Source organism: Prevotella sp. oral taxon 306 str. F0472 (assembly GCF_000257925.1).
Lineage (GTDB): Bacteria > Bacteroidota > Bacteroidia > Bacteroidales > Bacteroidaceae > Prevotella > Prevotella vespertina.
The window spans coordinates 139,144-160,523 of record NZ_AJIN01000009.1; the positions used below are offsets into that span (position 1 = coordinate 139,144).

Annotated in this window: 16 protein-coding genes and 2 tRNA genes; 11 read left to right on the forward strand and 7 right to left on the reverse strand. The window is 42.6% G+C overall.

Translation table 11 applies throughout. The features are described 5' to 3' along the window. Positions 1-70: 70 nt before the first annotated feature. From pyrE to HMPREF9969_RS00880, 11 genes are all read left to right on the forward strand, one after another. Positions 71-706 carry an orotate phosphoribosyltransferase gene (pyrE, locus tag HMPREF9969_RS00830; protein ID WP_009434019.1) on the forward strand — a complete coding sequence of 212 codons (636 nt, stop codon included), beginning with the start codon at positions 71-73 and terminating at the stop codon, positions 704-706. Between the two features lie 22 nt (positions 707-728). Then, positions 729-1,178: an SRPBCC domain-containing protein gene (locus HMPREF9969_RS00835; protein ID WP_009433885.1), complete on the forward strand. Its 450-nt coding sequence runs from the start codon at positions 729-731 to the stop codon at positions 1,176-1,178. 10 nt (positions 1,179-1,188) lie between these two features. Beyond that, entirely contained in the window at positions 1,189-1,773 is a 585-nt protein-coding gene (locus tag HMPREF9969_RS00840) for a hypothetical protein (RefSeq protein WP_009433959.1), read from the forward strand. 435 nt (positions 1,774-2,208) lie between these two features. Continuing rightward, positions 2,209-2,294: transfer RNA gene (locus HMPREF9969_RS00845), tRNA-Leu, on the forward strand. Between the two features lie 17 nt (positions 2,295-2,311). Then, on the forward strand, positions 2,312-3,307 hold the full coding sequence (locus HMPREF9969_RS00850; RefSeq protein ID WP_009433952.1) for a DUF4369 domain-containing protein: 996 nt from the start codon (positions 2,312-2,314) through the stop codon (positions 3,305-3,307). Positions 3,308-3,318: 11 nt separating this feature from the next. Next, a complete protein-coding gene (locus HMPREF9969_RS00855; protein ID WP_009433939.1) occupies positions 3,319-4,860 on the forward strand; it encodes a YifB family Mg chelatase-like AAA ATPase in 1,542 nt (513 codons plus the stop codon). Between the two features lie 16 nt (positions 4,861-4,876). Beyond that, positions 4,877-5,575: a DUF4919 domain-containing protein gene (locus HMPREF9969_RS00860; protein ID WP_036894520.1), complete on the forward strand. Its 699-nt coding sequence runs from the start codon at positions 4,877-4,879 to the stop codon at positions 5,573-5,575. A 739-nt stretch (positions 5,576-6,314) separates the two neighbouring features. Beyond that, entirely contained in the window at positions 6,315-9,302 is a 2,988-nt protein-coding gene (locus HMPREF9969_RS00865; RefSeq protein WP_009433926.1) for a SusC/RagA family TonB-linked outer membrane protein, read from the forward strand. A 34-nt stretch (positions 9,303-9,336) separates the two neighbouring features. Continuing rightward, a complete protein-coding gene (locus HMPREF9969_RS00870) occupies positions 9,337-11,082 on the forward strand; it encodes a RagB/SusD family nutrient uptake outer membrane protein (RefSeq protein ID WP_009434002.1) in 1,746 nt (581 codons plus the stop codon). A 30-nt stretch (positions 11,083-11,112) separates the two neighbouring features. Further along, positions 11,113-12,348 carry a SusF/SusE family outer membrane protein gene (locus HMPREF9969_RS00875; protein ID WP_009433906.1) on the forward strand — a complete coding sequence of 412 codons (1,236 nt, stop codon included), beginning with the start codon at positions 11,113-11,115 and terminating at the stop codon, positions 12,346-12,348. Positions 12,349-12,547: 199 nt separating this feature from the next. After that, the gene (locus tag HMPREF9969_RS00880; protein WP_009433935.1) at positions 12,548-13,996 is read left to right on the forward strand and encodes an alpha-galactosidase; all 1,449 of its coding nucleotides are present in this window, start codon (positions 12,548-12,550) and stop codon (positions 13,994-13,996) included. A 166-nt stretch (positions 13,997-14,162) separates the two neighbouring features. On the opposite strand, the gene HMPREF9969_RS00885 is transcribed toward HMPREF9969_RS00880, so the two are convergent. The 7 genes from HMPREF9969_RS00885 to HMPREF9969_RS00915 form a co-directional block, all read right to left on the reverse strand. After that, the gene (locus HMPREF9969_RS00885) at positions 14,163-14,921 is read right to left on the reverse strand and encodes a toxin-antitoxin system YwqK family antitoxin (protein WP_009433889.1); all 759 of its coding nucleotides are present in this window, start codon (positions 14,919-14,921) and stop codon (positions 14,163-14,165) included. A gap of 23 nt (positions 14,922-14,944) precedes the next feature. Then, on the reverse strand, positions 14,945-16,333 hold the full coding sequence (locus HMPREF9969_RS00890) for a TFIIB-type zinc ribbon-containing protein (RefSeq protein ID WP_009433943.1): 1,389 nt from the start codon (positions 16,331-16,333) through the stop codon (positions 14,945-14,947). A 32-nt stretch (positions 16,334-16,365) separates the two neighbouring features. Further along, on the reverse strand, positions 16,366-17,778 hold the full coding sequence (locus HMPREF9969_RS00895) for a TFIIB-type zinc ribbon-containing protein (protein ID WP_036894477.1): 1,413 nt from the start codon (positions 17,776-17,778) through the stop codon (positions 16,366-16,368). A gap of 22 nt (positions 17,779-17,800) precedes the next feature. Further along, positions 17,801-18,136, reverse strand: a complete 336-nt coding sequence (locus HMPREF9969_RS00900) for a hypothetical protein (RefSeq protein ID WP_009433917.1) — start codon at positions 18,134-18,136, stop codon at positions 17,801-17,803. Beyond that, positions 18,133-19,119, reverse strand: a complete 987-nt coding sequence (locus tag HMPREF9969_RS00905; protein ID WP_009434018.1) for an SPFH domain-containing protein — start codon at positions 19,117-19,119, stop codon at positions 18,133-18,135. Before HMPREF9969_RS00905 ends, HMPREF9969_RS00900 begins: the two co-directional genes overlap by 4 nt. Before the next feature lie 518 nt (positions 19,120-19,637). After that, positions 19,638-19,710, reverse strand: a tRNA-Pro gene (locus HMPREF9969_RS00910). Positions 19,711-19,788: 78 nt separating this feature from the next. Continuing rightward, complete coding sequence (locus HMPREF9969_RS00915; RefSeq protein WP_009434011.1) at positions 19,789-21,111, reverse strand: UDP-N-acetylmuramoyl-tripeptide--D-alanyl-D-alanine ligase; 1,323 nt, start codon at positions 21,109-21,111, stop codon at positions 19,789-19,791. Between the last annotated feature and the right edge of the window lie 269 nt (positions 21,112-21,380).

Below are 21,380 nucleotides of genomic sequence, written 5' to 3' on the forward strand. Positions count from 1 at the left end.
CTACCTTTAGCCCTTTAATATCAAAAAAATGTGTAAGTTTGCATTTAGAATATAACCATAAACTATCAAGATGAGCGATTTAAAGAAAGCCTTTGCAGGCAAGTTACTAGGGATCAAAGCGATCAAGTTGCAACCTAATGACCCTTTTACGTGGGCGAGTGGATGGAAGTCTCCCTTCTATTGTGACAACCGCAAGACGCTATCATACCATGATGTGCGTTCGTTTGTGAAGTTAGAACTGGTGCATGCAGTGCTGAAGAACTTCCCAGAAGCTACTGCTGTTGCTGGCGTGGCGACTGGAGCTATTGCGCAAGGTATGCTTGTTGCCGATGAACTAGCATTGCCTTATGCTTATGTAAGACCAAAGCCAAAGGACCACGGAATGAAGAATCAGATTGAAGGAGAGCTTCCCGCTGGTGCTAAGGTGGTTGTTGTTGAAGACCTAATATCAACTGGTGGCTCTTCTTTAAAGGCTGTTGCTGCTCTTAGAGAGGCTGGTTTTGATGTTGTAGGTATGGTTGCCTCTTATACTTATGGCTTCCCCGTTGCAGAGAAAGCATTCCAAGAAGCAGGTGTAAAACTCGTTACCTTGACCGATTATGAGCATGTTGTAGAGACGGCTCTAGAAACTGGTTACATCAAAGAAGCCGATGTCACTATGCTACATGAGTGGCGCAAGGATCCTGCGAATTGGCAGAAAGACTAAGAAAACATAACCAATAAACATAATGACAAAGTTTGAAAGCAGTGTAAAACAGATTCCTCACTCACAGAAAAGCGTGTATGCTATGTTGAGTGATCTTAATAATATACAACGTTTAAAGGACCATCTTCCAGACGAATCAGTCGGTAATGAAGATATGGATAAGGTAAAGGATAAACTCCAGAACCTTAGTTTCGACCATGATTCCTTATCGATTAAGGTTGATCCTGTTGGGCAAGTTTCGATGCGTATCATAGAGCGTGATGAGCCTAAGACAATCAAGTTTGAGAGTGACAACTCGCCCTTCTCTTTTAACTTCTGGATACAAATATTACCTGTAACAGAGGCGTCTTCTAAGATGAAATTAACCATTGATGCAGACGTCCCATTCTTTGCTAAGTCGATGGTATCAAAGCCTTTGCAAGAGGGTATAGAGAAGATTGCTGATGCGTTGGCAATGATTCCTTTTGAATAAAGGAAAGCCTATGAAAGAACTTCTAAAGTGTGTTGTGTTCATGATCTTATTGTCTTTCTCGTCTTGTGGAGACAATTTCGATTATGAATACAGCAACTATCATCCTTACTTTACATTTAATAACGACACGCATAGAGACCCAATTCTTGCAACAGCAATGAATGCTCTTTCACCTGGAGTCTTTTGTATCATCAAGTCGTCCTACACGAGTGGGAGGTATTGTTTCCAGTTCGAGAACAACCAAGGACTACGCTCCTCTGCACCCGTATGGTTTGATGGTATCGACCTTAGACTAGAGTCTTGGAAGCATGTCGGGATGAACAATGGACTCATAGTTGGTTATGGGAATCTAGACAACCCAGCCGTTTTCTTTGCCTATGACTTGCAATGTCCTAATTGCTTTGACTTGCGTGAGTTGCCCCTACGGAACTATGAGTTGACAATCAATAACACGGGTATTGCTACTTGTAACCACTGTCATCGCAAATACAATCTCAATACTGGTGGCAACATAGTCAGCGGTGGGTCGGGTAAAAAACTAACCCGTTATCGTGCTAATAGTACTGGTCCTTTTGGCGTATTAGGCGTTAGTTGAGTTGGAAGAAAGTGCGTTTTAGATAGAAAATCATAAGGAAATATCTTCTTAATAACGTCTATAAACGATAGAGTAACATTGGAAGATGAGGTTAGTTACAGGTTTCTATGTTCTGAATTGAATAGTTTCAAGTAGGGGTAAGAACCTTATCTTCAATTAATGTAGATTGTTGTTGAAGTCGAGAAGAGCCTTTCTTCCATTGGAAGAGAGGCTCTTCTCATAGCAACGAAACGCCCTCTTTAATGCAAGGAAGGGCTTTCCTTCTTTGCACTCTTTTGTCTGTTGCAAATGAGATTGTGCTATTTCAAATGTTCTTCATAGCTTATTTAGGTCTCAATTAGCTTATATCTGGAGTCAAAATGAGCTTTTCTAATCAAAAAAACAAGCAAATCTTTTGTCAGTTCGGAGATTTAGCCTTATCTTTGCAAACGGTTTGCCGCAATGGTGGAATTGGTAGACACGAGGGACTTAAAATCCCTTGGCCAGTAATGGCTGTGCGGGTTCGAGTCCCGCTCGCGGCACTTCTTCTTAAATCTCTATGCGCATGAAGCGAATAGTTTATATGTTTTTACTCTCCTTACTGTTGGTCTCTTGTGGTACTCGCAGTGGTTACTTCAAGATGGAGGGGCGCTTCTTGCACATGAATCAAGGCGAACTTTATGTATATAGTCCAGATGGTGGTATCAGTGGATTGGATACTATCAAGGTGGAAACTGGGCGCTTTTCGTATGAGAGACCATGTAGTAAGTCTGCCACACTTATTATAGTCTTTCCCAATTACTCAACGCAACCTATCTTCGCAGAGTCAGGTGAGGCTGTAGAGGTGAAAGCCGATGCGTCACACCTTAAAGAGATGGAGGTGGAGGGTACCGATGCGAATGAATTGATGACAAAGTTCCGTAAGCAGATTGCGAGTGTGGCTCCACCTCAAGAACTTAAATATGCTATTCAGTTTATTAAAGACCATCCCGAGTCGCCTGTGAGCGCATATTTATTAAACCGATATCTTATTCAAACAGAATCTCCCAACTATAAGTTGGCAGCCCAACTGCTCCCTCTTTTGATAAAGGAACAGCCCGAGAACACAACTTTGAGTCGTCTTAACCGACAAATAAAGGACTTGGGTAATGTGGAGATAGGGCGTAAGTTGCCTCATTTTACAGCCAAAGACGTAAACGGAAAGGCTGTGAATGATGCAATGTATAGCAATAAGAACGTTGCAATCATCAATGTTTGGGCAACGTGGAGTTATGAAAGTTTGGATATACAACGAGCCTTGAACGATGCTGTGAAGGCTGGTAAAATAGCCGCATTAAGCATTTGTGTGGATGCAAACCCTAAGGAGGTGCGTCAATCACTGGTACGTGATGACATCCAATTCCCCAACGTCTGCGATGGAAAAATGCTGAGTTCACCATTGTTAAAGACGTTCGGACTGACTATGATACCTGATAATATCGTCATACGCAATGGTAAAGTAACAGAGAGAAACATTACTGCCAATACCATACGTCAGCGTTATGGCGTTGAATAAAAACTACTAACGTGCTTGTAAAAACATTCTGTGCAGCTGTTAACGGAATGGAAGTTACCACCGTGACAGTCGAAGTAAGCATTACGCGAGGCGTCTTGTTTCATCTTACCGGACTTGCTGATGCCGCGGTAAAGGAGAGCCACGACCGTATTGCAGCAGCCCTTCTCAATACTGGATATAAGTTTCCTGTAGCCGACATCACGGCTAATCTTGCGCCAGCTGACCTCAAGAAGGAGGGTTCCAGCTTTGATCTTCCATTGGCAATAGCCATCCTTGCCGCCAATGACAAGATGAGTAATGACCGCTTGAAAGCCTTTATGCTGGTGGGGGAATTAAGTCTTGATGGTACGTTGCAACCCGTGAAAGGAGTGCTCCCGATTGCTATTAAGGCGCGAGCAGATAAGTTCCAAGGTATTATTGTGCCAAAAGCTAACGAGCACGAAGCGGCTGTTGTGGATACATTGGAGGTCTATGGCATGGAGAACATATTGCAGGTTATCGACTTCCTGAATGGTACAACCAATCCAGAACCTTGTTATGTCGATACGAGAAAAGAGTTTTATGAACATCAGTATGCCTTCGATCTCGACTTTGCTGACGTCCGTGGGCAAGAGAATGTGAAGCGTGCTTTGGAGGTAGCAGCCGCTGGTGGGCACAATCTCATTATGGTTGGACCACCTGGAAGTGGTAAGAGTATGATGGCAAAGAGGCTTCCCTCCATCCTTCCTCCGCTATCCCTTGCAGAGAGTTTAGAGACAACTCAGATACACTCCATTGCTGGGAAGTTAGGTAGAGATGCTGGATTGATTACGCAACGTCCCTTCCGAAGTCCGCACCACACCATCTCTGAGGTCGCACTCGTTGGTGGGGGAGCCAATCCAATGCCGGGTGAAATAACCTTAGCACATAATGGTGTGCTCTTCTGCGATGAGCTTCCTGAGTTCAATAAGCATACCTTAGAAGTGCTTCGACAGCCTTTGGAGGATCGTCATATAACGATTTCTCGTGCCAAATACACGGTTACTTACCCTTGTAGCTTCATGTTTGTGGCGAGTATGAATCCCTGTCCTTGTGGCTACTTTGCCGATCCTACGCATCATTGTGTGTGTACTCCGGGGCAGATACAGAAGTATCTTGCGAAGATATCAGGGCCTCTCATGGATCGAATTGACATCCAATGCGAGATAGCTCCGCTCCCTTTCAAAGACATCTCACAAGCAGCTGCGGGCGAATCGAGTGCTGTTATTCGTGAAAGAGTTATCCGAGCGCGAGCCATACAGACGGAGCGTTTCCGTGAATACCGCAATGTTCACTGTAATGCACAGATGTCCGAGCGGCTCATCCACACGTTTGCAGACCCAGACAAAGCCTCTATGGAGTTGCTTCGGAATGCTATGGAGCGGTTGAAATTGTCGGCGCGTGCTTACAACAGAATACTGAAAGTGGCTCGTTCGATAGCCGACTTAGATGGTTCTGAGGCTGTCCTTTCACAGCACATAGCCGAGGCGATAGGTTATAGAAACTTAGATAGAAGTGATTGGGCAGAGCGTTGAGTAAAAGTAAATGGAGATGAAGAAAATACTTATTTTATTGTTTCTTTCAGTTAATCTTATGATAGTTGCACAGACAGAACGACCTATTACTCCCGTTGATTGGGACTATATTCGGACGGAAGTAGAGCATAATCCGCAGAGAGTGAAGACTTTGGTAGAACGTATGGCATTGTTGCGTATGGATTCGACAATGACAAGTCAGGATCGTATCTTGGCTTTCTTTGGTCAATCGTACATAAGTTGTGGTGAGGAAATGAACGTTTGTAGGGATATGAAAGACTCTCTTCGTTGTCGCAAGATGGAAGTTGTTAGTGAATTGGCAGACTCTATATTGAAGGTAAACCCATTGTGTTTGGATGCTTTAATAGGTAAGTTAAGTTATTATTCGGAGCTCGCTAACAATCATCCTGATAGGTCATGGAGTGTTGAGGAAGATGTTAAGAAGACCCTTCTACGCACTGAGATAATTTTAAATACCATTGCTATGACTGGTGACGGAAGTAAGATTCATCCCTTTGCTGTTACCTGCATTGCCGATGAATACAACTTTATTCGTTATTATCTAAAGATTTCCAATATAAAAGGGCAAGCCTTTTTGGGCGATACAGATCGCATCTCTTTGGGAGAGTCAAACGAATTTTATAAAGAGAAAAACGTTTATTTTGATATTACTAGATGTCTTGAACTTGAGCAGAAGGGCTTTAGTAGGAAATAAACGAGGTTATTGTTATAGGATAAAAACAGGCTTTCTGTTTCTTAGAAGAATACTTGTAATCTGCCAGACAAGCATCTCTTTCGTCATTATATGTAGGTAGATGTATTTGTCGAGGTATCCTATTGAAACTAAAAATAGTCTATTTTTATTTAAAGATTAGTTTGTTTTATAAAGAAAAATAGACTGATTTTTCTTGCAAATATCCCTAGTCTCCATTTTAGTTAATTCTCTCTTCTTGTTGTCAAAGGTTTTGGTTTCACTATACAGAGGGCTTCTCTCTGACCTTATTTATCTACTTGTTACATTGATTTAACTCTCCTGTTATGGTAAAGTTGGTGCAATTTTAGCCCATTTCATCGGTTTTTCTTATGGTAAAAGGTTGTTTGATTTTATGTTTATAACCTACTAGTAGGATAGCAACTCATTATCCAATTTCCTCATAAATATTATTGATTCTGTAAGATAAAGGCATCATTTAAATGTTAATAAATAGTACTCTATGATACTTATCATTTAGTATCAAGGCTTATAACTAACGTTGTATTTTGTTGTATGAAGTATGTTCTAAGTTGTTGATAATCAATTAATATTGTTTGTACATTTGCTTGACTACCTTTATTTAAGTATATTAAAGGCTTTTTTTTTGTTATCTTTGCACATACTTTCCTATAGGGACATTGTCTCGTAGAAGAGCGTAGATAGAAGTATTAAAAACATAAATCAAAACAAAAGAACAATCATGAAGCCATTGCAAACAGAGAACAGTTCATGGCGCAAAGTACTTACCCTTGCGGTGGGACTAGCCTGTACGTTGGACGTAGCTGCTCAAAATTTCAATGTAAAGGGTTCCGTAACTGACCAGAATGGAGAGCCTATTATAGGTGCTACCATTATGGAGGAAGGAACCAAGAATGGTGTAGTAACAGACATTGATGGTCACTTCACTTTGCCTGTTACAAGTGCTAAATCTCGTATTCGAGTAACTTACATCGGCTACAAGACACAGGAGATTCCTGTTGCAGGGAAGTCCGATTTCAATGTAAAGTTACAGGAAGATGCAGCTAATTTGGATGAGGTTGTAGTTGTCGGATATGGTACGATGGATAAGAAGGAACTTACTTCTGCTGTCTCTCACGTATCTTCTAAGAACTTCACACAGGTAGCAAGTGTAGACCCATCTATGATGATTCAAGGTAAGGTGGCTGGTGTTAGTATTACCAATACTGGTGCTGGTGACCCTAACAATCAGGCAAGTATCCAGGTGCGTGGTGTCTCATCTCGTGCTGCAGGACTTGGTCCATTGATTGTCATCGATGGTGTACCTGGTGGTAACTTAACCAACCTCAATCCTAATGACATTGAGAGTTATGATGTCTTGAAGGATGGTGCTGCATCAGCAATCTACGGTACTCGTGGTTCTAACGGTGTTATTCTCGTAACGACAAAGAAGGGAGCTCGTGACGGAAACTTGCATACCTCTTATAGTGGCTCTATCGCTTTAGATGTCATTAAGAAGGATCTTGATATGCTCTCACCTGATGAGTATCGTGCCAACCGATTGGCTTCTGGTACTGGTTATGACCTTGGTGGTTCAACAGACTGGATGAAGGAAGTGAGCCGTGTTGGTGTTCGCACAGTTCATACATTGACACTTAGTGGTGGTAACATCAAGTCTAATTACCGTGCATCGGTAGACTATCGTGATGCAAAGGGTATTGATAAGTACTCTGGTCGTCAGGAGTATGGTGCTCGTATCAGCTTGAACCATACAACCAACAGCGGTTTGATAACCTTCGGTTTGAATATCGCTCCACGTGTTGCCTATCGTAAGAACGCAACTTGGGATGTGTTCCGTAATGCCTTAGAGGCTAACCCTACTACTCCTGTTTGGGACCCACAGAACCCTGCGCTGTACTATAACTTTAAAGGACAGCCTGCTGAGTGGAACCCTGTTGAACAGGAGAAGAGACGTAAAGATACTGGTACAACAAAGTTGATAGACTGGGATGGTACTGTTAAGTTGAATCTCTTCCCATTGTTATTGACTAATCCTGGAAAGCAGGTGTTGACGACACAGTTGACATTCGCTGACCATCAGTATGATAACTATAACCAGTGGTTTAGTCCATCAACTAATACCCGTACGATTAATGCAGGTCGTGATGGTGAAGCTTCACAGAGTTATGGCAAGGAGTCTCTCCATAGTTTGGAGTGGATTAACAACTATAGCAACTCTTTTGGTAATCACAACTTAAAGGCTATGTTTGGTTACTCTTATCAAGAGGCTCTCTACTCAGGCTTCAATGCAGAGAACAAGGACTTCCCTAACGATGCTCTTGAGGACAACAACTTAGGAACAGGTAAGTTCATGAAGAAGAAAGACGAGCTTGGTATGGGTTCTTATAAGAATGGTTACAAGCTGATTGCATTCTTCGGACGTGTAAGCTATGACTGGAAGGGACGCTATATGTTGACAGCTTCTTTGCGTCATGAGGGTTCAACAAAGTTTGGTGAGCATTACAAGTGGGGTAACTTCCCAGCTGTGTCTGCAGGTTGGCGTATCTCTGACGAGGCTTTTATGGCAGGAACAAAGAGTTGGTTGACCGACTTGAAACTCCGTGCTGACTTCGGTGTGACAGGTAATCAGGACTTCGGTTCATACAAGTCACTTGACACAATGACGGGCTTTGGTTATTATATGTATAATGGCAAGTCTTATCAAGTATGGGGTCCTGGTAAGAATCCAAACGATGACTTGCACTGGGAGAAGGGTAAGAACTGGAACGTCGGACTTGATTGGGCGTTGTTCAATGGTAACCTCTTCGGTTCTTTCAACTACTTCAATCGTACACAGCAAGACCTCTTGGGTGATTATAATGTGACTGTTCCACCATATTTGTTTACGACAACTTTCGTGAACGTAGGTACTATGCGTAACACTGGTTTCGAGTTTGATGTAACTTGGAATGCTATTAAGAAGAAGGACTTCACCTATACACTCAATGTCGTAGGAGCAACAATGGGTAATGAGTTCGTTAAGTTCAGCAACAGTAAGTTTGTTGGTCAGGACTTCTATTACATGGTTGATACACAGGATCCATACCCATTCCATACACTACAACGTATCGAGAAGGGACGCCGTATCGGTAGCTTCTATATGTGGAAGTATGCTGGTATCACCCCTGATGGTAAGTGGATTGTTTATGACAAGGATGGTGATAAGGTCTTAGCAGACAACGCTACAGATGATGATCGTCAGTATGTTGGCAATGGTCTTCCAAAGTTCACGGGTTCTATGACACATAGTTTCCGTTATAAGAACTTAGATGCTTCATTGTTCTTCCAGACAGCTTTGGGCTTTGATATCTTCAATATCCATGACTTCTATTATGGTATTAAGAACTTCCAAGGTAATGTAATGGATAAAGCATACAGTAAGAACCTTGCAGTATCACAGAACCCTATCGTCTCAGACTACTTCCTTGAGCCAGGTGACTACTTGAAGCTCTCTTCTGTAAGTCTTGGTTATACCTTAGATATGAAGAAGAAGTATCTTAGCTCTGTTCGTATCTATGCAACAGCAACCAACCTCTTTACGATTACGAAGTTCTCTGGTGTAGATCCTTCTACCTATCAGTTGAATGGCTTGACACCAGGTGCTACGGGTTCACGTACATACTATCCATCAACACGCCAGTTCATGTTAGGATTGCAAGTTGACTTCTAAAACAATCGTTCAATCATTTAGATAATGAAAAGCAATGAATAAGTTATATAAATACGCAGCATTGTTAGCAGTGCCTGCGGCTCTTATGACAGCCTCAAGTTGTACTGATCTTAGTGAGACACTGTACGACCAAGTGGCATCAAGCAACTATTATAATACGAAGGATGACGTTATCCGCGCAGTACTTCGTCCATTCGAACATGGTTTCTGGAGTATCCAGAGTCGCCATGTATTGAATGAAGAAACAGCCGACCAATTGATTACTCCTACACGTGAAGACTGGTGGGATGATGGTGGTCGTTGGGCTCGTATGCACCGCCATAAGTGGATTAACAAGAATGGTGAGGCTCAGTCTGAGTTCAATGGTTGCTATCAAGGTATCGGACAGGCTAATAAGGTAATTGAAGACCTTAATACGCTTTCTGCATCGAAGTTCGGCTTTTCTGAAGCCGAGTTCGCTAACCTTCGCGCACAGAACCACGTTCTCCGTGCATGGTATTATCTTCGTCTGTTGGATGCGTTCCGCAACGTTTATTACTCAGTTGGTTTCAAAGACACATCAAAGAACTCACAGGAACAAGTACCACCACGTCAGATTTTTGACTTTATAGAGAAAGAGATTAAAGATGCTCTTCCAGAGTTAGTAAAGAAGGCTTCACTTGGTGGTAACGATCGCCTCGAAGGTCAATGGACACAAGCTGGTGCGGCTGCATTGTTGGTTCGTTTGTACATGAATGCAAAGGTTTATGTTGGTGAAGACCGCTATGCTGATGCTGAGAAGTACGCACAGGACATCCTTGATGGTAAGTATGGTACATACGCCGTAGCTGACCGTTGGGACGCTGCTTTCGATTGGGATAATGACAAGTGTGATGAGGTTATCTTCGCATTCCCAAGCTCTCAGGGTGAGACACACTGGCACTATAAGGGTGATATGTATTGGTGGACTACTCCATCTAAGGCTAATGACTGGTTGAAGGATAAGAAGTGCAAGGAGGGTACACACAATATCAAGTATTCAGCTTCACCATCTTATAATCCTAAGGGAGAGAAGTATAACTTCGAGTTAGGTATGCCTATCGCTCAATTCAAGAAGTATCCATCAGACGTTCGACTAAAGATGTACAAGAACTTAAACAATGGTCGACGTGAAGGTATGTTCATCTTCGGTAAGATTCATTATATAGATGATGACGGACACCCACAGTATTTGAAGGATCACAATGGTAGATTTGCTCTTGACATACGTGACGCTGTTGGTAAGTTCGGTGCTACTGATGGTAGCAAGTGGCTCAATAAGGCTGATAGTAGACTCGAGGATGGTGACGACAACTCTGGTTGGATGTTTGCTAAGTACCCTCTCTATCCAGATACGGAAGAGGATCATCAACTTGAGGCAGATTACTGTGAGATTCGCCTCCCAGAGATTATCTATAGTCTAGCAGAGTGCAAGTTGCGTAAGGGCGATGCTACTACAGCAGGCAAGCTATTGAATATGGTTCGCAAGCGTAACTATCCTTCTTCAGATTGGAGCACTGTTCTCTATGCCCCAGAAGGTACAGCAACCCTCGATATGAAGGAGATGTTGGCAGAGTGGGGACGTGAGTTCTTCGCAGAGGGACGTCGTCGTATCGACTTGATTCGCTTCGGAAAGTTTGAAGATGCATGGTGGGACAAGGAGGCAGATGCTGATAAGCACACCGAAATCTTCCCATTCCATCCTGATATCTTGGATTCTCACAAGGGTATGAAGCAGAACCCAGGCTATGATAGTAAATAATTTATTAAATGATTAAAACCTATTCGTAAGATGAAATCAATAGTAAAATATGGTATGGCTCTATTGGCACTTCTAGCGCCAATAACCTTCCAATCATGTCATGATGATAAGGATATCGTGGTCATCACAGAAGAGCTTCCATTGAAGGTTGATCATCTCTATATGGTGGGTGATGCTACCCCTGCTGGGTGGAGCATTGACAATCCATACGAGATGACACGTGATGAGAATAATAAGTACCTTTTCACTTATCATGGTAAACTAAAGACGGGCGAGATTAAGTTGCCACTCTCTAAGGGTGATTGGGGTGCCACATTTGTTTACGCACCTGCTGCTGATACTGAAATCAATGATAAGGGTGTTGCCAGCGATGCGATTGACATTCGTAAAGGTGGTGCCGATAATAAGTGGAAGGTGACAAAGACGGGTATTTATACCTTCGCTGTCGACCTCCGTACACGTAAGCTCACGGTTACTTATGAGGGCGAAGAGCCAGCTGGTCCAATCGTTCCTATCGAGACAGAGTGGTTGTCATTCATAGGTAATGCAACGCCTTATGGCTGGGATATCGATGGTTTGAAGGCTAAGGTGCAAGCTGGCACTGCTAAGTTTGCTAAGACTTCTACTAGCCCATTACAATTCACTTATGAGGGTCATCTCAACGTGGGTGAGTTCAAATTGTCATTCGATAAATCAGATGGATGGAACAACTTGATACAGGCTCCTGTAGCCGATTGTGAGTTCAATCACAATGGACCAGCAAAGCAAGGTATGGTTGTTGGTGGCGATGACAATAAGTGGAAGGTAACAGAAGCTGGTACTTACACCATTGTATTCGACCTCACAAAGCATGAGATCAAGGTGACGAAGTTCGAGGCTGATGCTCCTGCTCCAGCAGCTCCAACACCTTGGGACACTGAAAACGTCTATATGATTGGTAGCGCAACTCCTGCTGGTTGGGTAACTGATAATGGCGTTGCTTTCACGAAGTCAGGCGATCATATCTTCTCTGTTGAGGTTCAGTTGGCAGAGGGTGAGATGAAGTTTATGCTTGATAAAACTGGCTTCTCTGACGAAAAGCCCTACTTCTTTGCGCCTGCAGAGAATACGGAAGTAAATGCGCAGGGCGTTGCCGACGATGCACTTGTATATGGTACAGAGAAGAGCTATGGCGACAAGAAGTGGAAGGTAACAAAGGCTGGTAAGTATAAGCTAACGCTCGATTTGAAGAATAAGAAGTTTAAGGCAGAGTACTTAGGCGCATAACTCCACTAATATGATTCGGTAGCTGCAATCATACGATACCCCTTTCTGACACATACGAGTCACGTGCTTGACACGTATGTGTTACAGGGGATGACACATAGGAGTCAATTCGTTGACACGTATGTATCAATAGAAGTGAGACAAAATATCGCTTTTCGTAGCTACCATTTACTAATTACTTATGACAGAATAAACAACAATGAAGAAATATATATTCGCTAGCTTGGCATTCGCAGCATTGCTCTCTAGCTGTAATAGTAACGAGTGGGACGTCACCAGCGACTTGAGTGTTGACAAGCAGGATCCTACTGTTGGACTTACACCTGTTGCGGAGAAGGAAGGAATGGATTATGCTCCTCTTTATTGGAGTGTATATGGTAACCTTCGCGCACAGGAGAAGGCAGGTTCTTTCCCTAATATCTTTACAGAGGATGACTGGGATGAGACCATCGATTATGTAGTGACCAATCTCAAGTCACATGGTTATGATATGCTTGTTACCGATGGTTTCGCTGCTATGGGCGGTGATGATGGTTACATGACACGTTATAGTCACACGACGAAAGATGAGGGTTCTCCTGAGATTCCTTTAAGCACTATCGTTGCTAAGTTGAAGGCTAAAGGTTTGAAGTTGGGTGTGTATGACAGTCCTTTCTGGTTGCACTATTCTAACCCTAATGCTATCATTCCTGGTACTGACAACATCACAGTAAGCAGCCTTGCTTATGACCCTGCAAAGGATAAGGACGTGAAATATCCTACGGCTAAGGAGCAGTTTGGTTGGGTGATGACCGACCATCCAGGTGCAGAGCAGTTCTTTGAAGGTTTCTTCAAACACTATGCTGACTTAGGCGTGAAATTCGTGCGTATGGACTTCCTTTCTTGGTATGAGGATGGTATGAATTATACGGACATTATCGACAAAGGCTTTGGTCGTGAGCGTTACGTGAAGGGTATGCAATGGATCAATAAATATGCACAAAAGTATGGTGTATATGTGTCTCTTGTAATGCCACACTTGCGCAATGACGCAATCATTGAGAAGTATGCTGGTAACATGGTACGTATTGATGCCGATGCGCTTGAGGGTAGTTGGTATCGTTTCTCAGATAACAACCGTGGTAGTCTTCGTGGTGGTTGGCCTAACTCCGAGAATGCTTTTGATGGCTTTATCAACTGGTCAAAGATTTCTGGACGTAAGAAGATTCGCCTCGATGGTGACTTTATCCGTATTGGAAGTTACGCTGATGACAATGAGAAGATGTCTGTTATCTCTCTTCCTTTGATGGCAGGCGGTCCTATCTCAATCACCGACTTACCAACAGGTGATGACCTCAAGTTCTTCCAGAACGACGAGCTACTTGCATTGAATAAGGATGGTTTCGTAGGTAAGCCACTAGCACGTAATCTGTGGAATACAGATGGTGAGGTATGGTATGGACAGATGAAGGACGGCTCTTATGTTGTAGGTCTCTTCAATCGTGAGACAGCTGCTGCAACACGTTCTGTAGAATTGTCTAAGTTAGGACTATCAGGAACTTATAAGGTGCGTGACCTTTGGAAGCATGCTGACGAGGGCGAGGTAACCGATAAGATTGAGGCTGTTATCCCAGCACATGGTTGTAAGATTATCAAGCTGACAAAGTAAGTAATGACAACTTCTGTCCCCTCATTGGGACAGAGTTATTATAAGAATCGAACCAGTTGGACGTATCCAGCTGGTTCGATTTCTTTATGTCCTATTCGTAATTGAATAGGTTTCTTCTGTAAAGTAGATAGGTTAGCCGTGTGCCTTCATCACCTTATTATATATGCTAACCCATCTCTATTGTTCCATCCTTACCTACCTTTAAGCGTGGCTTAGGCGTTGGCTTAGGTTGTGGTTGAGGATTGGGCTTAGTGACGGGAGCAGGCTTGCGTTGTGGAGCGGGTTTAGCCTTAACAGGTCTTGGTGCTGTTGGGCGTTGTCTAACGGGAGCCTTTCTCGTAGGTTGATGAATAGCCGCATTCTTCTTGTTGGGTACTATTCTGCTCTTCAGTTCACCACCAACATAAGTACCATCAGGTCCTTTCGTCCGATACGCATAGAACGTACCTTTTGGGAGATATACAGTATCTTCGACACATAGACCATCATCGTAACGTGCGTGTTCGATAATCTTTTGCCCAGTATCATCGTACACGTAGGTCATTCCCTGTAGCAGTCCATTCTCGTAGTTCTCAATGTAGTCAAGATAAGGATTTGCACTGGGACGATTCATCTTTTGGTACTTGATGAGCTTACCCTGCTTCTTCCCTTTGCTGTAACTCACAATGCTTTCGATGTTACCAAATGCATCGTAATACTTCACCAGCCCATCCCTTAGACCGTCCTTATAGTCTTCTTCCATGAATAAGCGACCATCTTCCGTATAACTAACACAATGCCCTTCTAGTAGCCCCGTCTCCTTATTTTCATATGTAATCGACTTTATCTGTCCGTTGTCATAAGACTCTACTATCTTCTGTACCTGTGCGTTACTTGCTAAAGGTAGTGTGATTAGAGAGAGCAGAAGTAATTTTATCTTTATCATATTATATTCGTGTTTAATACTTATTACTTTGGAACCTTGTGTTTAGTAGTAAACTTATATTCGTATTTCAGATAACCTTCCTTTAAGGTAAGGCTCGCTATATAGTCTTCGTCTTCAGTATGATCGTTATCCTTGGTTGCTCTGAACCATATCTTTTGATTATCTCGTATGATGCCCTGAATCTTCAGTGGAAGCTCAAAGGCGTGTGTCCAAAGTATAACGCCATTAGTGTTTCTCAGCTGAAGAATCGTTGGCGCATCCTCCGAGATACTAGCATTATACTCTATAAGGATATACTTCGAGTCTTGGTAATCGATCTTTGAATTGAAGCCGGTAAACCAATCTGTTATTGCGTTGTGACTAATCATTCGCTTGTCACCACGCGGAGAATCAGTCACACCATATAGGAAGTAACCAGCGTCTTGAGGGTCTCCTAAGTGATACATGAAGCGTATTCTCCATAAGCGGTTGAGGCTTTTTTGGCTAGAGGATTCGCTTGCTTCCTTACGATCTAAAATATAGAACACACTATCCTTAACCTCACCATTAAGCTCAGAAGCAGGTAGTTGTTGGGCGAATTCATAGGCGTCCTTCGTATAAAGACGGTCTGTAGCTGGGAAATAATAATAGGTTTCTGCCAAATTGTTGGTGACCTTGAACCCTTCACCTACGCCCGCCGTACTTGCGTGGTCTTCGTAGGTATCAGAGATAAATTCTACTGATGAGATACCACTTGACATCGCTTTCTTCTTGGCGAAGATAGTCTTTGAGACATCCTTTAGCGTGAGTGTCTGTGGGTCTATCTCAAGTATAAACTGGCTAGGAATCGTGATATACCACTTCTTGGCTTGGTTCAGATGTTGTATCTGAAGCATGTGGAAAGCTGTCATACCAATCTTCCTTGCATCGTCATCACTGATGAATAGTTTGTCAGCAAACACCTTCCCACTATCTGGGTCGACGAATCCATAATAGTAACCTGATGGTGGTGTCTCGTCGTCAGAATACCAGTTACTGAAACTACGATCGGTTAAATAGAAGAAACAAACACGTCCGTTATACTTTACTGGGACAATGGCTTTATATGAATCTTCTACGCTGATAGAGTCTTTATAACTAGCGCTTGGCTTGGAAGAGTCTATGCTGAAGAACAATAACATGAATAGAAAGAATAAAGAACCACCGATGATAGCGAATACTTTTACCACATTGCTAGTGGAGATGTCTGCGTCTCCTTTGGTGCGTGTGAAGCCTCCATAATCAAATTGATGCTTGACATTAATGTTTATGTCGTCATCATCTAGGAAGTATTCTGTACCGCAGTTTTTACAGCGATAACGCTTTTCATCCAACTGAATATGCTTCTCACTGCCACAATTCGGGCACTTTATGGGTCTTATCTTTGTTGACATTGTATTGCTTTATCTGTATTCGTTATATATACTTATTGCTTCCTTACGTTGTGACTAGTTGCAAACTTGTATTCGTATTTTATGTTACCTCCTTTTAACGTAAGGCTTATGATATATTCATCATCGTAGCGATCAGTGTGCTCTCTTGTTGCTCTGAACCATATCTTCTGATTGTCTCGTAGAACACCACCAATCTTTATTGGACAATCAAGAGAGCGTGTCCAAAGGATTCCTCCATTAGTGTTTCTTAGCTGAAGAATAGTTGGTGCATTCTTCGAGATATTTGCCTTATACTCAATACATAAATACTTTGGATCTTGGTAAATGAGCTCTGCATCGAATCCTGTGAACCAATCTGTTATTGGCTGACTATCGACAACTCGCATGTCAGAATATACAAAATCATATTTACCATTGCGAGAGTCATTAAGGTACTGAGGGTTTCCTAGGTAATGCGTGTATTGTACTCTATTTATTATGTTTTGACCTTTTTGATTGGATGACTCACTTGAGTTCTTACTTTCCAATTCATACATTACATCCTTACGTAGCTCTCCTTTGAGCCCAGAAGCTGGTAGTTTTTGGGCATACTTATAAGCCTCCTCCGTATAAAGATGGTCTGTTGCAGGAAAGTAATAGTAATTTTCTGCCAAATTATTAGATACTTCGAAGCCCTCACCTCCCTCTAATGAATTAGCGTGACCATCGTTTATTCTAAAGATAAAATTCACAGATGAGATCCCACTTGACATTGCTTCCTTATGAGCAAAGATAGTATTTGTGACATTACTCATCGTGAGTGTTTGTGGGTCAACTTCGTATATAAACTGTTCCGGGACTATGCAGAACCACTTGTCTGCTTGCGGGAGATGCTGCAACTTAAGCTCATCAAACGAGTACATCTCAAGGCTTTTGCTCTCATCGTCACTGATGAGGAGCTTATCAGCTAACACCTGTCCAGTCTGCGCATCGACGAATCCATAATAGTGACCATCTACTAAGGTCTTATCATCGTTAAGCCCGTAATCGTACCTACGATTCGTTACGTAGAAGAAACAAATACGTCCTTTATGCTTCATAGGGTAGATGGCATCGTAGTCATCTGCCACCTCTACAGAGTCGACAGAGAATAAATCACTTACACCAAAGAGCTTACTTACTTTGATATCTCCGCCCCAAAAGTGCTTAGCTGCATACAGAAAGAGAAAGACAATAAGTACAACCGCTAGGTTTCTTATCACATTGCTCATGGTGACGCGGGGCTCTTCTTTGGGCTGCGTGAAGTTTTCGTATTCGAAATTATGCTTGACATTAATGGTTATATCATCGTCATCCAAGAAGTATTCCGTCCCACAATTTCTACATTGATAGCGCTTTTCATCCAGTTGGACATGCTTCTCGCTACCACAGTTTGGGCACTTTATTGGTTTTATCTTTGTTGACATTGTATAACTCAATCAGTACTTTTTATTGTTTCTTATAATGTATGGTTAGATAACACAAGATAGCTTCTATGGCTGTAAAGATAGCAAAGAGGATAATCCACCAGTTGTCTTTTACGCCACTCGGTGCTATCATTCCACTAACAAACTCTATGATTCCTGCTAAGAGGAAGAGCATACCAAGGCTCAAACGATGCGAACGCTCTGCACCAAGGGCAAACAACATTACAACCAATAGAGTGTTGACTATAATAGCAACACTTGTGTAGAGCATGTTTACCAATGGATAGATTGATAGAACCAGACCTGCAATGATATTGACAAAGAGGACTGCTATGGCGGGGATTAAGACTTTATTCATAATTTAGAAAGTATTTCGTTCTTCTTTTGTTCGTATTCTTCAGCAGTGATGAGTTGTTCCTCTAAGAGCTTCTTGAGCTTTCGTAGGCGTAGAGTAGGGTCACTACTAACATCGCTCGACTTGAATATGTCTTGTGCTAACTGTAGTCCGGCTCCCATTTGCAAGCCTGCTCCTGCCAGTCCACCTTCGTTCTTTGCAGCATCACGTAAGGCTCCTAACTTCTGCAATCCAGTGTAATCAAGGTCTACCTCGGCTGCTGCATACTTCTCAGTAGTCATGTTTGCAATCCTACCAATGCGTTCCATCGTTTCGTCATCGAATGTAACAGAAGTGATACGGAAGTCGGTTAGCTCCAAACCTAAGCGTGATAACTCCTCTGAAGTCTTCTCTTGTAACTCCTTGGAAAGCTCACCTATGTGGCTATCCACTTCTCGGTAAGGGTAGGCTTTGACTGCAAGAAAGGCTGTGAGTGGCGTCACAATACGTGAAGATACGAGTTCTTGCACATCCTCTGCATAATAGTCTGCGACCATTCCAAGCAGTGTGACAAACATTTGAGATGCATCTTGTATCTTTACAGAGAAGTTTCCACAAACCCCGAGAGCCACTGGTAATTGATAATCGGGCTCTATGTATTTCACTGGCGAAGCAGTTCCCCAAAGAATGTTCACCATCTCCGCTGTACGGAAGAAGTAGAACCTCATCTTATGATCGCTCTCTGCTTGCTGAGAGATGTTAAGCAATGTGGTGATAAAAGGATGGTTGTCAGACTCCATCTCATACACTCCTGGTTCTGTAAGTGTGGCTCTCACCTGTCCATCATAGACGATAATGCAACCCTGACCAGGTGCAATAATGAGTTTACTAGCGTCCTTTATTTCATCAGTTGTTGTTTCCAACTGATGGAAAAGTAGCTTGCTGTCTTGCTCTTTCCACTCTATGACACTTCTTAATTGCCGTTTAAATAAGTTCTTTATACCCATAGCCTCTGTTGTTACTTGTCAGTAAAATGTATTTCAAATTATCGTATAAGACGTTGTAGTTAAACCTCTTAATACCCTGCAAATATAATGAATTGTATTGAAAACAGCAAGAGATTTCTAAAGAATGAAGGGTTTATTTGAGTTGACGGGTTGACGAGTTGACAAGTAAACAAGTTGTTTGTTGTGTGGGATATAGCCTTTCCGAACTAGCCCTCGTTAGGTACTCCTCTCCTTGAGGAAGGCTAGGAGGGGATTCAAAGAGGGCGTTCCTTTGTATCAAAGAGAGGCTCTCTTCATTGCAAGTAAACGCCCTCTTCAAAGTGAAGAGGGCGTTTCCTTGTTTGGTCTTCTGCGTTTCCGACTACCGGAGCATTGCCTTGTTACACATCAACCAACCATCCCATGGTTAGCTTCCGTTAGGCGCTCCTCCCCTTTGGGGAGGCTGGGAGGGGTAGTGAGGAGGTTGTTAGGAGGTTTAAAAAAGGGGAAGAACCATCATAGTTCTTCCCCTTTTCGAGTCGGGATGACCGGATTCGAACTGGCGACCCCTACGTCCCGAACGTAGTGCGCTACCAACTGCGCTACATCCCGATAGCCTTTGCAAGCAGTTGCAAAGGTAGTTAATTTTTCGGAACTAGTGCAATGTTTTATGCTCTTTTTATGATATGTTTAGAGCAAGTTGGGCAGTTCGAAGAGCCTTATTCCATTGCTTCCTTTAATAAGGATATAATGGTCTTCTGGTCGATGAAGAGCTATTTCAGCCTTTACCTCATCAACATCTTTAAACTTACGGAAGTCTGTGTTAGTCTTTTGAAATTCCTCACCAACAAGCCAGACATTGGTTAAGCCTGCAGCTTTGAGTAGTTCAACAACCTTTTGATGTTCCTCTGCAGAAGCTGCGCCAAGCTCTCTCATGTCTCCGAGAATAGCCATCTTGTGTTCAACCTCCATAAGTCGGAAGTTCTCAATAGCAGCTGCCATGCTGGACGGGTTAGCGTTATAAGCATCCACAATGAGCTTGTTGTGGGCTGTTTCTGTGAGCTGTGAACGGTTGTTATGAGGGATATAATTCTCTAAGGCATGGTTTATTTGCTGTGGAGTTACACCAAAGTGTAGACCGATGGTGATAGCTGCCAACATATTATCAAGGTTGTACGAGCCGATGAGATGAGTCTGTACTTCGTATATTGTATTGGCTGGTTGCTGCTTATTGAGGCTTGACGACTGCCATTCAAATTTGAGGAATGGAGCACAACTGATTACCTTTCCTTGTACGTCGGCAGTATCATCTTGCCCGTAAGTGATAATGCGGTCGAATTCACGTTGTGCTGCCATCTCTGTGAGATCGGCGTTGCTTTCATTCAAGAAAAGTAAGGCGTCATGTGCTTTTAAGAAGTCGTAAAGCTCTCCCTTGGTACGTTTTACGCCCTCAAAGCTGCCGAATCCCTGTAGATGAGCACGACCAACATTCGTTATCAAACCGCAGGTTGGTTCAACATAAGTTACTAGTTTCTCAATGTCTCCAGGGTGTGATGCACCCATCTCAATGACAGCTATCTCATCATCAGGGCGTATGCCAAGTAGCGTGCGAGGCACACCAACGTCATTATTATAGTTTGCTTCGGTGTGATGAACCTTATATTTCTCGGCCAAGACAGTAGAGATAAGCTCTTTACTGGTGGTCTTTCCGTTCGTTCCAGTAATTCCAATGACGGGGATGGAGAATTGTCTTCGGTGTTCACGTGCTAGTTCTTTGTAAGTAACGAGTGCGTCATCAACTAAAATAAAACGCTCATCAGTGGTATCAACGTATTCTTTTTCGTCAACAATAGCATAGCTGCAACCTTTGTCCAAAGCAGCTTTTGCAAACTTGTTACCATCGAATGATGCTCCTTTTAGTGCTATGAAGATACTTCCTTCAGGGCAGTTTCTGCTGTCAGTGGTCACTGTTGGGTGACTTAAATAAATCTTGTAAATCTCCTGTATATCCATGATTTCAACTTTATTCTATGGTGCAAAGATAGTCTAAAAGGCAGACAACACAAAGTAAAGAGAGGCTTTTTAACAGATGGATTATCACTGTTCTCCATTCGTGTTAAGCATGGTCGAGGATGCAGACTATCGGTGTCCTATATATATAAGGTGTAATGGTTATGATGTAAGTAATGCTTTGAAGTGTTATTATAAATTGAATATTTATGTTGTTTCGTAACGTTATTTGAGTTTAAAGTACAATTTAGTTACAAATGTTTTGGTTTGTT

Excerpts from the sequence above, each read along its gene's own strand:
- HMPREF9969_RS00915 (WP_009434011.1), bottom strand. The coding sequence starts at position 21,111 with ATGGATATACAGGAGATTTACAAGATTTATTTAAGTCACCCAACAGTG.
- HMPREF9969_RS00860 (WP_036894520.1), top strand. The coding sequence starts at position 4,877 with ATGAAGAAAATACTTATTTTATTGTTTCTTTCAGTTAATCTTATGATA.
- HMPREF9969_RS00870 (WP_009434002.1), top strand. The coding sequence starts at position 9,337 with ATGAATAAGTTATATAAATACGCAGCATTGTTAGCAGTGCCTGCGGCT.
- HMPREF9969_RS00850 (WP_009433952.1), top strand. The coding sequence starts at position 2,312 with ATGCGCATGAAGCGAATAGTTTATATGTTTTTACTCTCCTTACTGTTG.
- HMPREF9969_RS00840 (WP_009433959.1), top strand. The coding sequence starts at position 1,189 with ATGAAAGAACTTCTAAAGTGTGTTGTGTTCATGATCTTATTGTCTTTC.
- HMPREF9969_RS00895 (WP_036894477.1), bottom strand. The coding sequence starts at position 17,778 with ATGTCAACAAAGATAAAACCAATAAAGTGCCCAAACTGTGGTAGCGAG.
- HMPREF9969_RS00900 (WP_009433917.1), bottom strand. The coding sequence starts at position 18,136 with ATGAATAAAGTCTTAATCCCCGCCATAGCAGTCCTCTTTGTCAATATC.
- HMPREF9969_RS00905 (WP_009434018.1), bottom strand. The coding sequence starts at position 19,119 with ATGGGTATAAAGAACTTATTTAAACGGCAATTAAGAAGTGTCATAGAG.
- HMPREF9969_RS00885 (WP_009433889.1), bottom strand. The coding sequence starts at position 14,921 with ATGATAAAGATAAAATTACTTCTGCTCTCTCTAATCACACTACCTTTA.
- HMPREF9969_RS00835 (WP_009433885.1), top strand. The coding sequence starts at position 729 with ATGACAAAGTTTGAAAGCAGTGTAAAACAGATTCCTCACTCACAGAAA.
- HMPREF9969_RS00865 (WP_009433926.1), top strand. The coding sequence starts at position 6,315 with ATGAAGCCATTGCAAACAGAGAACAGTTCATGGCGCAAAGTACTTACC.
- pyrE (WP_009434019.1), top strand. The coding sequence starts at position 71 with ATGAGCGATTTAAAGAAAGCCTTTGCAGGCAAGTTACTAGGGATCAAA.
- HMPREF9969_RS00875 (WP_009433906.1), top strand. The coding sequence starts at position 11,113 with ATGAAATCAATAGTAAAATATGGTATGGCTCTATTGGCACTTCTAGCG.
- HMPREF9969_RS00890 (WP_009433943.1), bottom strand. The coding sequence starts at position 16,333 with ATGTCAACAAAGATAAGACCCATAAAGTGCCCGAATTGTGGCAGTGAG.
- HMPREF9969_RS00880 (WP_009433935.1), top strand. The coding sequence starts at position 12,548 with ATGAAGAAATATATATTCGCTAGCTTGGCATTCGCAGCATTGCTCTCT.